This window comes from Synechococcus sp. CC9616, from assembly GCF_000515235.1.
In the GTDB taxonomy this organism is placed as follows: Bacteria; Cyanobacteriota; Cyanobacteriia; order PCC-6307; family Cyanobiaceae; genus Parasynechococcus.
This window is the reverse complement of sequence record NZ_KI911558.1, coordinates 1295816-1307797: the sequence shown is the minus strand read 5'-3', so window position 1 is coordinate 1307797 and position 11982 is coordinate 1295816. Positions and strand designations below refer to the sequence as shown.

15 protein-coding genes and 1 pseudogene are annotated in these 11982 nt (G+C 58.2%); 10 read left to right on the top strand and 6 right to left on the bottom strand.

Annotation, left to right across the window (positions count from 1 at the left end; translation table 11 throughout):
* Nucleotides 1-115 (bottom strand): annotated as a pseudogene (locus tag SYN9616_RS17270) (photosystem II D2 protein (photosystem q(a) protein)); the annotation flags it as partial.
* 186 nt (nt 116-301) lie between these two features.
* On the opposite strand from SYN9616_RS17270, the gene SYN9616_RS0107795 reads away from it, so the two are divergent.
* Genes SYN9616_RS0107795 through SYN9616_RS16840 form a run of 3 tightly spaced genes read left to right on the top strand, consistent with a single transcriptional unit; the run spans nt 302 to nt 2272 of the window.
* Nucleotides 302-838 carry a photosystem I assembly protein Ycf4 gene (locus SYN9616_RS0107795; RefSeq protein WP_028952584.1) on the top strand — a complete coding sequence of 179 codons (537 nt, stop codon included), beginning with the start codon at nt 302-304 and terminating at the stop codon, nt 836-838.
* 4 nt (nt 839-842) lie between these two features.
* Nucleotides 843-1517: a peptidylprolyl isomerase gene (locus tag SYN9616_RS0107790; RefSeq protein WP_028952583.1), complete on the top strand. Its 675-nt coding sequence runs from the start codon at nt 843-845 to the stop codon at nt 1515-1517.
* A gap of 47 nt (nt 1518-1564) precedes the next feature.
* A complete protein-coding gene (locus SYN9616_RS16840) occupies nt 1565-2272 on the top strand; it encodes a CAP domain-containing protein (protein ID WP_084218325.1) in 708 nt (235 codons plus the stop codon).
* A 12-nt stretch (nt 2273-2284) separates the two neighbouring features.
* Here SYN9616_RS16840 and ilvN read toward each other — a convergent pair whose 3' ends face one another.
* Both ilvN and SYN9616_RS0107775 read right to left on the bottom strand, forming a co-directional pair.
* Nucleotides 2285-2815 (bottom strand): acetolactate synthase small subunit, encoded by a 531-nt coding sequence (ilvN, locus tag SYN9616_RS0107780; protein WP_028952581.1) that lies wholly within the window; start codon nt 2813-2815, stop codon nt 2285-2287.
* Nucleotides 2812-3774 (bottom strand): alpha/beta fold hydrolase, encoded by a 963-nt coding sequence (locus SYN9616_RS0107775; RefSeq protein ID WP_028953795.1) that lies wholly within the window; start codon nt 3772-3774, stop codon nt 2812-2814. Before SYN9616_RS0107775 ends, ilvN begins: the two co-directional genes overlap by 4 nt.
* Here SYN9616_RS0107775 and SYN9616_RS0107770 point away from each other — a divergent pair.
* From SYN9616_RS0107770 to SYN9616_RS0107750, 5 genes are read left to right on the top strand one after another with little or no spacing between them, the layout of a single operon-like run.
* Complete coding sequence (locus SYN9616_RS0107770; protein WP_028952580.1) at nt 3752-4942, top strand: N2,N2-dimethylguanosine tRNA methyltransferase; 1191 nt, start codon at nt 3752-3754, stop codon at nt 4940-4942. The two genes, SYN9616_RS0107775 and SYN9616_RS0107770, sit on opposite strands and share 23 nt — an antisense overlap.
* A 28-nt stretch (nt 4943-4970) precedes the next feature.
* Nucleotides 4971-5069 (top strand): cytochrome b6-f complex subunit PetM, encoded by a 99-nt coding sequence (gene petM, locus SYN9616_RS0107765; protein ID WP_028952579.1) that lies wholly within the window; start codon nt 4971-4973, stop codon nt 5067-5069.
* 55 nt (nt 5070-5124) lie between these two features.
* Nucleotides 5125-6087, top strand: coding sequence for an NAD(P)H-binding protein (locus SYN9616_RS0107760; protein ID WP_028952578.1), 963 nt, complete (start codon nt 5125-5127; stop codon nt 6085-6087).
* A 49-nt stretch (nt 6088-6136) separates the two neighbouring features.
* Nucleotides 6137-6352, top strand: coding sequence for a hypothetical protein (locus SYN9616_RS0107755; RefSeq protein ID WP_028952577.1), 216 nt, complete (start codon nt 6137-6139; stop codon nt 6350-6352).
* 59 nt (nt 6353-6411) lie between these two features.
* Nucleotides 6412-7131, top strand: a complete 720-nt coding sequence (locus tag SYN9616_RS0107750; RefSeq protein ID WP_084218396.1) for a methyltransferase domain-containing protein — start codon at nt 6412-6414, stop codon at nt 7129-7131.
* Here SYN9616_RS0107750 and SYN9616_RS0107745 read toward each other — a convergent pair.
* Nucleotides 7070-7762 (bottom strand): pseudouridine synthase, encoded by a 693-nt coding sequence (locus SYN9616_RS0107745; protein WP_037991409.1) that lies wholly within the window; start codon nt 7760-7762, stop codon nt 7070-7072. The two genes, SYN9616_RS0107750 and SYN9616_RS0107745, sit on opposite strands and share 62 nt — an antisense overlap.
* 87 nt (nt 7763-7849) lie before the next feature.
* Here SYN9616_RS0107745 and SYN9616_RS15495 point away from each other — a divergent pair, with 87 nt between their 5' ends.
* On the top strand, nt 7850-9646 hold the full coding sequence (locus SYN9616_RS15495; protein WP_037990813.1) for a hypothetical protein: 1797 nt from the start codon (nt 7850-7852) through the stop codon (nt 9644-9646).
* A 217-nt stretch (nt 9647-9863) separates the two neighbouring features.
* Complete coding sequence (infA, locus tag SYN9616_RS0107735) at nt 9864-10133, top strand: translation initiation factor IF-1 (RefSeq protein WP_028952574.1); 270 nt, start codon at nt 9864-9866, stop codon at nt 10131-10133.
* Between the two features lie 3 nt (nt 10134-10136).
* Here infA and trxB read toward each other — a convergent pair whose 3' ends face one another.
* Together trxB and SYN9616_RS0107725 are read right to left on the bottom strand one after the other, a co-directional pair.
* Nucleotides 10137-11546 (bottom strand): thioredoxin-disulfide reductase, encoded by a 1410-nt coding sequence (gene trxB, locus SYN9616_RS0107730; protein WP_028952573.1) that lies wholly within the window; start codon nt 11544-11546, stop codon nt 10137-10139.
* Between the two features lie 102 nt (nt 11547-11648).
* Entirely contained in the window at nt 11649-11897 is a 249-nt protein-coding gene (locus SYN9616_RS0107725) for a hypothetical protein (RefSeq protein ID WP_028952572.1), read from the bottom strand.
* Nucleotides 11898-11982 lie beyond the last annotated feature (85 nt).

The following is an 11982-nucleotide window of genomic DNA, read 5'->3' as shown; positions in this document are numbered from 1 at the left end:
TTGGGAAAAGAAGGATGCCGGACCAGCCGACAAAAACGAAGCGGTCGCGCTTGAGCCAGTCATCGAGGACGTCGAACCATCCCCGCTGTGGCGCGCGTCCTACAGCGATCGTCATAGAGAAAACGGTGCGGATGACCCGCAGGCTGTGGGATACCGGGCGACCTTAACAATCCTGAACGGTCTAGTGGGAGGTGTTTTCATCACCTGAAATCCCTTGTATCGCTTTGTTTCTTAGGGATTTCTTTGACATTCACGCCAGGGCCTGCCTCGGTGGACAATGACTGTTCCTCAAAGGGTCGTCATGTCGGCAGAGGTACTCGAGCAACCGGTGCTCGGATCCCGGCGATTGTCCAACTATCTCGTGGCCTCCGCGGTCAGCATCGGAGGGTTGGGATTTTTGCTGGCCTCCCTCTCCAGCTTTCTTGGCACAGACCTGTTGCCGCTGGGCCATCCGGCTGCGCTGATCTTTGTTCCCCAGGGCCTGATCATGGGGCTCTACAGCATCGCGGCCGCTCTTCTGGCGACCTACCTCTGGTATGTGATCGGAGTGAATGTTGGCTCCGGTCTCAACCGCTTTGACAAGCAGGCAGGGCTGGTGACGATCACGCGGCGTGGGTTCCGCCAGCCGATCAGCGTTGAAATAGCTCTGAAGGATGTGAAGGCGGTGAAGGTGGAGGTTCGCGATGGCTTCAATGCCCGTCGGCGTGTCTCTTTAAGGGTTCAGGGACGCCGCGACCTGCCGCTCACCCGCGTTGGTGAACCGCTTCCCCTGGCCCAGCTTGAACAGGACGGTGCTGAACTGGCCCGCTTCCTTGGCGTCAACCTCGAAGGACTCTGAATCGATGCGTCAATTTCGTCTTCTGGCTTTGCTGTTGCTGGTGCCGTTGGTTGTGAGTTGCAGCAGCTCCAACAGCGCTGGACTGAGTCAGGGTTGCGCTAACGCTGCGGCAGCCTGTCTTCAGGGCAAGGCCCTCGTTGAAATGACCACCAGCAAGGGAGCCATCACGATTGAGGTTGATGGCGATGCAGCCCCCCTGACGGCGGGCAACTTTGTGGATCTTGTGGGTCGAGGGGTCTACGACGGCACGATGTTTCATCGAGTGGTCCGGGAGCCTGTTCCGTTCGTCGTTCAAGGCGGCGATCCAACTTCGAAGGATCGATCCACTTTCACCAGCCAGCTGGGTAGCGGCAGTTTTGTGGATCCGGAGAGTGGTCAGGCCCGCATGATCCCGCTCGAGCTGAAATTCACCGATGAGGAGGCCCCGCGCTACGGCCGTGTGGTGACGAATCCCTCCGAGCTCGGCAAGCTCGCTCTGATGCATGAGCGGGGAGCTGTTGCCATGGCCAGGTCCCAGTCCCCTGATTCAGCCAGTGCGCAGTTTTACGTTGCCTTGAAGCCCCTTCCGGAGTTGGACGGACGCTATGCCGTCTTTGGACGGGTCACGAAAGGTCTGGAGGTGGTTGATGCCATCCGGCAGGGTGATCGCATCACCAAGGCGGTTCTTGAACAACCTTGATCTGGAAACTCGAAAGGGGCGATCATTGAAGTTCAACCGCTCTTGATATGACAGATTTTCTATCAAAAGGTAAGCCTCTACGTGTTTCGGTCGATGGTGATCTTTCAGATAAAACCTTTTCGATTGACCGAAAGCCTGGACGCTTTTTCTCTTTGAGCTTTAAAAGTTCTGCTTTTTTTCCGCGCATCACTGTTGAACACGGAACAGACGTTCTGACTCAAGCAACTTGTTTTAATTCAGCTTGCTCTACTGGCACGATTGATGGCGAGAAGTATCCAGATGACAATCTGATTGCCCGGGTGGCGACGATCAACGGCAGTAGCGGTTCGTTCAAGCTTCGCCTAAAAGATCACGGTGACCTGGATTCGATTACCCGCAAGGTGGTTCGGCTCACGAATCGAGAACGGAGACGTCAAGGAATCGACAAACTCAGTTTCAACTCAAAACTTCAAAAGGCCGCACAAAATCATGTTGAAGATATGGACCGAAGCGGTCGTTATCTCGGGCATGACAGCAGCGATGGTCGAGAACTGCGTGATCGCATCAATGAGGTGGATTACGACTGGAGCTACATCGCAGAAAACGCAGCGTCCGGACAATCCTCTCCGAAGCGTGCTGTTGAGGCTTGGATGAACAGTCCAGGCCATCGGGCCAACATTCTTGACCCTGAAATCAAAGAAATCGGGGTCGGTTACGCCATCGACGATGTCAACGCGACGCCTTACTGGGTGCAGAATTTTGGCTCGTCGTCTTAAGGCTCAGGCTTGTTAAGCCGGTACCCGGCTGCCGCTGGGGATGGCTTTCAACAGCTCTGTGTTCACGCCGGAGGCCCGCTCGAGAGCCACCTTGCCGGTGCGGGCGATTTCCAGAATTCCGTAGGGCGCCAACAGGCGTTCGAGAGCCACCAATTTGCCGGGATCTCCCACCACTTCCAGGGTGAGGGCCTCATCGGCCACATCCACCACCTTGGCCCGGAACACCTGAACCAGATCGAAGATCGCGCTTCGAGTCTGTGCCGGTGCGGAAACCTTCAGCAACATCAGCTCCCGTTCCACGGCAGGCCGTTGGGTGAGATCCAGCACCTGAAGCACATTCACAAGCTTGTCCAGCTGTTTGGTCATTTGCTGCAGGGTCTGGTCATCCCCCTCCACCACCATCGTGAGTCGGGACTGGCCATCGTTTTCCGCCGGACCAACGGCAAGGCTGTCGATGTTGAAGCCGCGACGTGCGAACAGTCCGGCGATCCGGCTGAGAGCTCCGGATTCGTCTTCAACCAGCACCGAGAGGGTGTGCTTCATTCGCGCTGTCCTGTCCCCACCGCACTGCTAACTCCCAAATTACGGTCCAGCCAGGGAAGCAGGATGCTCAGCAACTCCTCCGGCCTTTCGTCATGGGGGCAGTGGCCGCAGTTTTCGAGAATTTCAAGGTTCAACCATGGGTAGCGCGCGGCGGTTGCTGTGCCGATGCTCAAGGGCACAAAACGGTCCTGGCGGCCCCAAAGCAACAGCAGCGGTAATCGGCCATCGAGCTGGTTAAGCAGCGCTGGTGCCGTGGCGCCCCGCGGCCGCGTTGCCATGCCGATGCTCATGGCCCGCAGGGCTCGCGCGGCTGTCGCTCGACGGGCCGGGCGAGCGATCAGTTGCAGCAGTTCGCTGTCGTGCCGGATCGACTGCTGATAAGCCCCTTGCAAGGCATTCTTCAGCAGGGGGGTGCGGCTGATCAGGGGAACGATCAACTCCAGGGGGAGCAGTCTCAAAACCAAGGTCAGCAGCCGTCTCTGCAGCAAGCGCTGGCCTGGTGAACGGCGTACCGGCAGCGGTTGAATCAAGGCTGGATCCGGCAGTGGGGCGGCGACGACCGCCTTGACCCAGGCGGGATCGAGCACCGCCGCTGTGAGGGCGGTGAGCCCTCCAAGGGAGTTGCCGATCAGCACAGCGGGCCGCTGAATCACCTGGCGGATGAAAGCGAGCCCTTGAAGAGCCCAAAGCCTGTTGTCCAGGGGGCGACGGGCGTTCCAGCCGGGTTGATCAGATGCTCCAAATCCGACCAGATCGAGGGCGAAGACGCGAAAGCCGGAAGCAGCCAGTAAAGGTGCAAGGTGCCTCCAGTGGGCGCTGCTGGCTCCGAACCCATGGAGCAGGAGCACGGGCGGGAGTCCTTGATCTGCACCCATCACGCGCCAGTGGCAGTCGAGGTGCCTCCACCGCCAGCGGCTGTGGTCACCCCAATCGGCAGTGTGGAGTGCAGCGGCAGTCACAGCGCTGGCGGATCAGGACAATCACTATCGCGAAGGAGCGGCCGAGCTGACTCTCGGCACTGGCTTTTTTCGGCGTGAATCGCGCCCAGCCAGGGATCTCTCGGTGTTGTTGGCCGCTCAGCAGGCGCGAGATCGAGGCGATCAACAGCAGCTGCGCTGGTTGGACCTGATGAGCGGCTGCGGCGTCCGCGCCCTGCGTTGGGGGTTGGAGGCGGCAGCGGGGTGCCGGATCCCGCCATGGATTCACGCCAATGACGCGGATCCCGATCGTTTGGCTGTGCTGCAGGCCAATTGCGAGCCGCTGTTGGAGCGGGGTCTTCGCCCAAGGCTCACGGGTCGAGCCGCTGAGCAACTGCTGGCGGAACAGCAGCTGAACGCTGAACGTTTTGACCTGATTGATCTGGACGCTTTCGGCAGCCCGGGGCCCTTGATTCAGCCTGCCCTGCAACGCCTGCGTCGTGGGGGGATTCTCTTCCTTGCGAGCACGGATGGTCGATCACCAACCGGCCACGAACGTGTTGGAGCCGTTCGCAGCCTCGGCGCTGCCGCACGGGTTCATCCGGCCAGCTGGGAGTTGGCTCTCCGCCATCAACTCGGGCTGATCGCACGCCTGGCCTGGATGAATGGCCACGGGATCTCGCCTTTGCTCAGTTTCAGTGATGGACGCACCTTTCGAACGGCGGTGCGTTTGCAACAAAACCCGGATCCCAGGCAGGACGAAAATCTGGGGTTGCTGGCGCGCTGTGAGGCCTGTGGTGATCAGCAGGAGCAAAGTCTGTTGAGGCTGACGGGATGGCCATCCTGTTGTTGCCGTTCTGGGCAAGGGCGCTGGATGGTGAGTGGTCCTCTCTGGTTGGGCCCGCTGCAGGACCCGGCGGCCATTGAGGGCCTGATGCAACAGACGGTTCCGATTGCTGAAGCCACAACGCGACTGCTCAAGCGCCTGCATGCCGATCGAGGCAGTCCGGCCCGCGTCTGGCCTACGGCCGAGTTGTCCCAACGTCTGGCGCTGCAGGGCGCGCCACCGCTGCAAAAGCTGGTTGCGGCCTTGCAGGGTGCTGGTCATCAGGCTGTGGCCAGCGGTGTGATGTCTGGTCAGCTGCGGACCGATGCCAAATTTCCCGAGCTGTTACAGCTCTGCCGCCATTGCTGCCCGGACGAGATTTAATAGTGATTGAAACGACTTGTGCGAATCCATGGCTCAGGAAATCTTCGGCATCGCTGCCGTTTTCTGGGTGCTGATTCCGATCGGGCTTGCTGGTGGCGCCCTTCTCTTAAAGCTTCAGGGCGACTGAGCCGTCGTTGGTCCCCTGGGACCTCTAGGCTCGCCGCTGCAAAGGCACGGACCCCATGCAGGTTCTTGTGGTGGGTGGCACGGGCACCCTTGGACGACAAATTGCCCGCCGGGCCATTGATGAGGGGCACGATGTTCGATGCATGGTGAGGACCCCACGCAAGGCTGCTTTCCTGCAGGAGTGGGGATGTGAGCTCACGCGCGGTGATTTGCTCGAGCCCGCCAGCCTTGATTACGCCCTTGATGGCGTCGATGCGGTGATCGATGCAGCGACAAGTCGCCCCAGCGATCCGCACAGTATTTACGTCACCGACTGGGACGGCAAGGTCAATCTTCTGCAGGCTTGCGAACGAGCGAAGGTCAGTCGCTATGTCTTCCTCTCCCTCCTGGGTGCCCATCGCCATCGCGAGGTGCCCCTGATGGACATCAAGGCATGCACAGAGAATCTGCTCGAGTCCTCTGATCTCGATTACACGATTCTTCAGGGTGCTGCATTCATGCAGGGTGTGATCGGTCAGTTCGCCATCCCTGTGCTGGAGAGCCAGACCGTGTGGGTGAGTGGAAGTCCCACGGCGATTGCCTACATGAACACGCAGGATGTGGCGCGCTTTGCTGTCGCCGCTCTGCAGCGACCTGAAACGATTAAAGGCAGCTTCCCCGTTGTTGGACCTCGTGCCTGGAACACCGGTGAACTGGTGCAACTGTGCGAACGCTGCAGCGGTAAAACCGCCCGAATGTTCCGTGTTCAGCCCCTGTTGATCCGTTTGATGCAGGGGTTCGCGTCGTTCTTTGAACCTGCGGTGAATGTGGCCGAACGCCTGGCTTTTGCGGAAGTGACAGGAGGTGGGCAGGCCCTGGATGCGCCGATGGAGTCCAGTTACGCGGCATTTGATCTCGATCCGGATGAGACCACCAACATGGAGAGCTATATCCGTGAGTACTACGACACGATTCTCAAGCGGTTGCGCGAGATGGAGGCGGATCTCGACAAGGACGCCAGGAAAAAACTCCCCTTCTGATCGACAACAACTGGTTTATTTGTACTATTAATTCGACTGTTCTTGTTTCATGTCTGTCGCTCAGGTCAAGAATCTTCAGCGTCGCCTGCTGCTGCTTTCAGATGAAGCGGAACAAGGCTTGAACCGTGCCTGCGGGCATGAGTTGTGGAGAAGCCTCGGGCCTGATGCCATCGATGGCCTGGAAGACACGACCCGTCGCGCCGAAGCGAATTACTGGTACGGCCAGTGGAATGTGGTTCGGGAACTGCAGGAGGTGATCGGTTGACCAGCAGCAAGATCGATCAAACCGAGGCTGTTGAACAGCGCTACGGGGCTGCAGCTCAAATGCGCGAACCATGTCTCTGCACACCTGTTGGGTTCGATCCCCGCTGGTTAAAAGCCATCCCACAGGAGGTTGTGGAAAGGGATTACGGCTGCGGGGACCCCACACGCTGGGTGCGCTGTGGTGATCGTGTGCTGGATCTGGGCAGTGGCAGCGGCAAGAACGCCTTCATCTGCGCTCAGGTTGTTGGGGCAGAGGGATCGGTGACCGGCGTTGATCGCAACACCGAGATGCTGCAGCTGTCCCGTTCTGCTTCTGCTGCTGTGGCGGCAGCAATCGGCTACACCAACGTGCAATTCATCGACGGAGCGATCGAGGCGTTGGATGCACCTGATCCCTCGGGTCATCCTCTCGTTGATGACGCCAGCATCGATGTGGTTCTCAGCAACTGCGTGCTCAATCTGGTGAATCCTGCCGCCCGGGATCGCCTGCTGAGCAACATTCGCCGGGTCTTGGCACCGGCCGGGCGCATTGCCATCAGCGACATCATCTCTGATCAGCCTGTTCCCGTGCATCTGCAGCGAGATCCCGAACTCTGGAGCGGCTGCATCAGCGGCGCCTGGCAAGAAGATGAATTCCTGAAGGCGTTCGAACAGCTCGGGTTCGAGCAGGTTCGTTACGTCGATCGCAGTGTTGAGCCTTGGCGGGAGCTTGAGGGAATCAAGTTCTATGCCGCGACCCTGGTCGGCCAGCTCCCCGGCCGCTCCTCCGGTTGCTGCTGATTCCCTGTTGGTTGAGCAGCTGTGTCAGCCGCTTGTGTTCGCTTGGGTTCACCGGTCGCCAATCACCGGGTTTGAGGCCATCCAGGCTCAAGGGCGGATCACCATCCATCAAATCGATGCGGCAGCGCAGCAGTCGCAGGGTTGGTAGTCCGACGGCGGCGGTCATCCGACGGACCTGACGGTTGCGGCCTTCTCGCAGGGAGACCTCCAGCCAGTGGGTTGGGATGCTTTTGCGGAAGCGGATCGGAGGGTCACGTTCGGGCAGGGCAGGAATGGCATCCCCTTTCAGCCATCGCACCTGAGCAGGAAGGGTTTGCCGGCCTTGGATTGAAATTCCGTCGCGGAGTTGCTGCAGCTGGTGCTGAGTGGGTGTGCCCTCCACCTGAACCCAGTAGCTGCGCCAATGGCCAAAGCGTGGATCGGTGAGTCGTTGTTGCAGCCGCCCATGGTTGGTAAGCAGCAGCAGTCCTTCGCTGTCGGCATCCAGACGGCCTGCGGGATAGACCCCTGGCAGCTTGATCAGATCAGCCAGGCAGTTCCAGCGACTGCCAGCTTCTTGTGTGAACTGACTCAAGCATCCGTAGGGCTTGTACAGCAGCAGAACGTCGCGTTGGTTTTGTTGGTGTGCCACTGCCGGCGAAGACGGCGTCTTGATGTTCGTCTCCAACATTCTGGCTAAATTGAAGAGCGCTATTGGTTCGTTACGGAGGCACATCCCATGGCAGAGCTCATCTACGGATTCGACGTCTCCTTCAACGAGCCACCACCACCACCGGATGCTGGCTCCAGCCCGCCGCCGCCGCCGCCACCGGATGGTGGCTTCAGCACCCCACCGCCGCCGGATCCGGAGCCCCCTCAGGAACCTGACTGGGACGAGCCTGTCTGGGACGATCCAATTTTTGACGATGTCACGATTGCCAAGGTTGTTTGGCCCGGCGGAAAGCACTGGGATCGAGGGCTGTATAAGTTGAGTAACGGCCATTCAGCCTTTGCCAACAAGGGATTGTCTGCAGGGCAGACGCCGTTTGATTACGAAGAAATCAGACTTCAGGGTGGAGGGTATTACGACGCTCCCAGTGGTGTTGTTGGCCATACCCATACGCGTAATGGCGGCGCTTTTATCATTAAGCAGGGCAATTCCTACAGCAAACAGCAATACGCCTGGGGCAATCAGGGCCCTGTAGCGAAGGCGTCGACGTCCGATCTCGGGAACCAGATTTATTCCATAGAAGAGAGAGAAGATGATGATATGACAGGTGATGGATTTATCGGTCTCCCGCAGGTAGACGAAGACGAAGTTGAAATTTCTAAAGTCGTTTATGACAACCCGGACGCAGGTTTTGATCGGTCGATTTATGAGATGACCAATGGAACGGTTAAATTTGCCGAGCAGGGTATTGGCGTTGGCGATATCACCCTGGAGGGCGAGATACTCGCAAACAAAGATGGTTCTCCGGTTGATGTAGTTGGCCTTGTTGGCATCCTGGGTACGAGGAATGGATTCAGCCTGATTTATAATAAAGGTGACAGTGTTAAAAAGTTGCCCTTCAAATGGGGTAATCGCGGTCCACAGATTGCTGGAAAACTGCGCCAGCTTCCAGCAAAGCAGGTTGAGTTAATTGAAGAACGCGAAGGTATTGACGCCAACGGTGATGGTCGTATCGCTGGTGAAAGTGAGGATGCTGAAGTTCAAGAGGTCCTTGTTCCGGCAAGCCGAGAAGGTTTCGATCGCGCCATCTACAAGACAACCAACGGTGATTCGATCTTGGGCGAGCCTGGCTTAGAGCCGGGCGATCTTCCGTTTGATAATGATCCTCTGTTGAATGCTGATGGGAGCCCCTATGACGCAGGTCGAGCTGTAGGCGTCCTGGGGATGCGCAGAGGTTTAGCCGTCATTCTGAAGAATGGAGAGAGCTTTGCCATGCAGCAATTCAGCTGGGGTGGGCGTTCTCCAAAAGCTAAGGGTCAGGAGCGTGATGTAACCAGACGTATTTATGACATTGAAAATAATGAGGATCGCGATTTCACTGGCGATGGAATTATTGGTGAGCCCTACACAGGAAATGATCCTGAAATTTCTCGGGTGATTTTTCCGGGAAATGATGAGTATGAAGAGGGTCTCTACCAGATGAATAATGGTGAGCTTGTTTTCGCGGAGTCCGAACTTGAGCCTGGGGAGACGCCATTTGAAGAGGAAATTATTACTGACAAGAGAGGAAATCCTTATCCTGGCGAAAAAGTCATCGGTGTATACCCAATTAAGAACGGGTTTGCATTGATTGAGGACCATGGCGGTATCCTCAAACAGCAAGGATTCCGCTTTAGAGGCCGTGGGAGACCGAGGCCTTTTGGAAAGCCTCGTAAGGTCAAGGACATCGATAAAATTGAATCAAGAACTCAATTTGATATCAACAATGATGGACGGATTGGTCCTGCAGAGAGAGGTGACGGAGGACCTGATTTCCGTTTGATTGATCCGGTTGATGCCAATCCGTTCGCGGACCCCCTCGCCTGATGTGCCTGGGGGTTAGGAGTCTCCCCGTCGTGCTCGCCAGAGATTGACGACGCCAATTGAAATCAGCAGCAGGCCGATGTTCATTGACAACGGGGGAAGCATCATCGGAGTGCTATGGGATCTGGGAGCCTAATGGCTTCCAGCCCTTGTCGAGAGTGGCCTCATGGCCGGCTTCTAGACTGATCGAGCTTCTATTTCCCTTCAGGCAAGCCACCTCATGATCGAAACGTCGGGCGTGATCGAGAAGGAACAGGGAAACGGGTTCTATCTGGTCACCCTCGAGCAGCCAGCAGGTCATCAGTGCCTCTGCCGGGCGGCTGGAAAGCTCACCAAGTTTCGAATCAAATTGCTGGCAGGGGACAAGGTGCTGGTGGAAATCAGCCCCTATGACCTCACCCGCGGACGCATCACCTACCGGGAGCGCAATGCAGGCTCCCCTGGTGGTCGCCCCGGTGGCAACCGCCCCGGGGGGCCACGGCGGCGTTGAGCCTCAGGCGGGAACGAGCAGCTGCTCGATCGCCTCTTTGAACACGCTGCGCTGCTTCACACCGCGCCACTGCTGCACCATGGCCTTGTTGTGGAACAGCTGCACTGTGGGTGTGCCGTTGACGCCGGCCTGTTCTGCGATCGCCTGATCGGCTTCGATGTCGATCACCACGGCCTGGGCATGGCCATCGAGTTCGTCGATCACCCGGCGCAGCTGAGGCTTCAGCACATGGCAGGGGCCGCAGGTGGGTGAGGTGTAAATCACAAGCAGAGGGTTGTTGCTGTCGTGGTACAGCTTGCGCAGGGCGTAACCGCCCCTTTGCCAGCGGGCCGCAGGGTCGTAGGTCGCTTCGGTTGTGGTGTCGATGTTTTTCGGCACCTCGGCTTTTTGAGGCTCAACGCTGTCCCGTTTCACAAGTGTGGCCAAGTTGTGATGGGTGAGCCAGCGCTCCGCTGCTAATGCCGCCTGACAGCCGCTGCCAGCAGCGGTGATGCCCTGGCGCCACTCCGCATCGGCCACATCGCCTGCCGCGAACACGCCGTCGATGGAGGTTTCTGGGCGACCTGGCTGTGTTTCGAGGTATCCCTTCGCGTTCAGTGCCAGCTGGCCATTCAGGATCTCGGTGTTGGGGGTGTGCCCGATGGCATAAAACAGGCCCTTGGCAGCCAATGTTTCAACGTCGTTCGAGCCTCGATCCCGCAGGCTGAGGGACTCCATCCAGCCGTTGCCCTTCACATCCACCACTTCGCTGTTCCAGTGGACGGTGATGTTGGGGTTGGCGAGCACGCGGTCGGCCATGGCAGCACTGGCCCGGAGCTGATCGGAGCGCACGATCTGATGCACGTGGCTGCCGTATTTGGTGAGATACACCGCTTCTTCGCAGGCGGAATCTCCGCCACCAACCACCGCCAGTTCCTCGTTGCGGAACTGGGGGGTGGCACCGTCGCAGATGGCGCAGGCGCTGATTCCCTGGCTCCAGTACTGCGATTCCGAGGGCAGGTTGAGGCGGTTGGCGCTGGCGCCGGTCGCGATCACCAGGGCATGGGCATAAATGGTTTGCCCGTCCGCTTCGATGCGAAATGGGCGTTGGCTCAGATCGATTGAATCGGCATCCGCCTCAAGCAGATGGGTGCCCCAGCGCTCGGCCTGAGCCTTCATCAGATCCATCAGATCCGGTCCCAGAACGCCATCGGGGAAGCCCGGGAAGTTCTCAACGTGGGTGGTGGTCATCAACTGTCCACCAGGGATGCCACCCCGCTGAAAGCCTGTGATCAGAAGGGGTTGAAGATTGGCTCTGGCTGCATAGATCGCGGCGGTGTAACCGGCAGGGCCGGAGCCGACGATCACAAGGTTTTCGATCTGAGCGTCGGGATGCTGAGAGTTAGAGGGCTGAGCGGGCACGCCTGCAGCCATGGGCTTATGCGGAATGAGTATGAGTTAAATCTAGAACCATTCGAGCGGTTTCTGCGCCGTCAAATGCAACACGGTTGATCCAAGGGCGACTGTCTGTGGGGGTTAAAGCTCGGAACCCTGGTCACTGGTGAGGCCATCAACCAGTCGATGCCGCTTGCTGGGATTGCGAGGAACCACAAGGGTGTTGTCTTCCAGGAGTGATTGATTTTCACCCATGCAAGTAATCCATTCTCTGAATTCCTGGGTGATTGCATAACTGTCCTCATAACGCTCTTCGCTGTCGAGGACTGCGATCCTTGTGGATGCCCAACCCGTAGCAACGCTGACTCTGCGTTCCATTGAGGCATCCATGGTGAAGTCTCCTTGGCTCATCAGGTTGGTGGTCCATGGGCCTTACAAAGGCCGGGATTTGCAGAAATTCGCATTTTTCTACCCC

Coding starts and splice junctions, on each gene's coding strand:
- SYN9616_RS0107795 (WP_028952584.1), top strand. CDS start 302: ATGTCGGCAGAGGTACTCGAGCAACCGGTGCTCGGATCCCGGCGATTG.
- SYN9616_RS15495 (WP_037990813.1), top strand. CDS start 7,850: ATGGCAGAGCTCATCTACGGATTCGACGTCTCCTTCAACGAGCCACCA.
- petM (WP_028952579.1), top strand. CDS start 4,971: ATGGCTCAGGAAATCTTCGGCATCGCTGCCGTTTTCTGGGTGCTGATT.
- SYN9616_RS0107790 (WP_028952583.1), top strand. CDS start 843: ATGCGTCAATTTCGTCTTCTGGCTTTGCTGTTGCTGGTGCCGTTGGTT.
- SYN9616_RS16840 (WP_084218325.1), top strand. CDS start 1,565: ATGACAGATTTTCTATCAAAAGGTAAGCCTCTACGTGTTTCGGTCGAT.
- SYN9616_RS0107760 (WP_028952578.1), top strand. CDS start 5,125: ATGCAGGTTCTTGTGGTGGGTGGCACGGGCACCCTTGGACGACAAATT.
- SYN9616_RS0107755 (WP_028952577.1), top strand. CDS start 6,137: ATGTCTGTCGCTCAGGTCAAGAATCTTCAGCGTCGCCTGCTGCTGCTT.
- SYN9616_RS0107750 (WP_084218396.1), top strand. CDS start 6,412: ATGCGCGAACCATGTCTCTGCACACCTGTTGGGTTCGATCCCCGCTGG.
- trxB (WP_028952573.1), bottom strand. CDS start 11,546: ATGGCTGCAGGCGTGCCCGCTCAGCCCTCTAACTCTCAGCATCCCGAC.
- ilvN (WP_028952581.1), bottom strand. CDS start 2,815: ATGAAGCACACCCTCTCGGTGCTGGTTGAAGACGAATCCGGAGCTCTC.
- infA (WP_028952574.1), top strand. CDS start 9,864: ATGATCGAAACGTCGGGCGTGATCGAGAAGGAACAGGGAAACGGGTTC.
- SYN9616_RS0107725 (WP_028952572.1), bottom strand. CDS start 11,897: ATGGATGCCTCAATGGAACGCAGAGTCAGCGTTGCTACGGGTTGGGCA.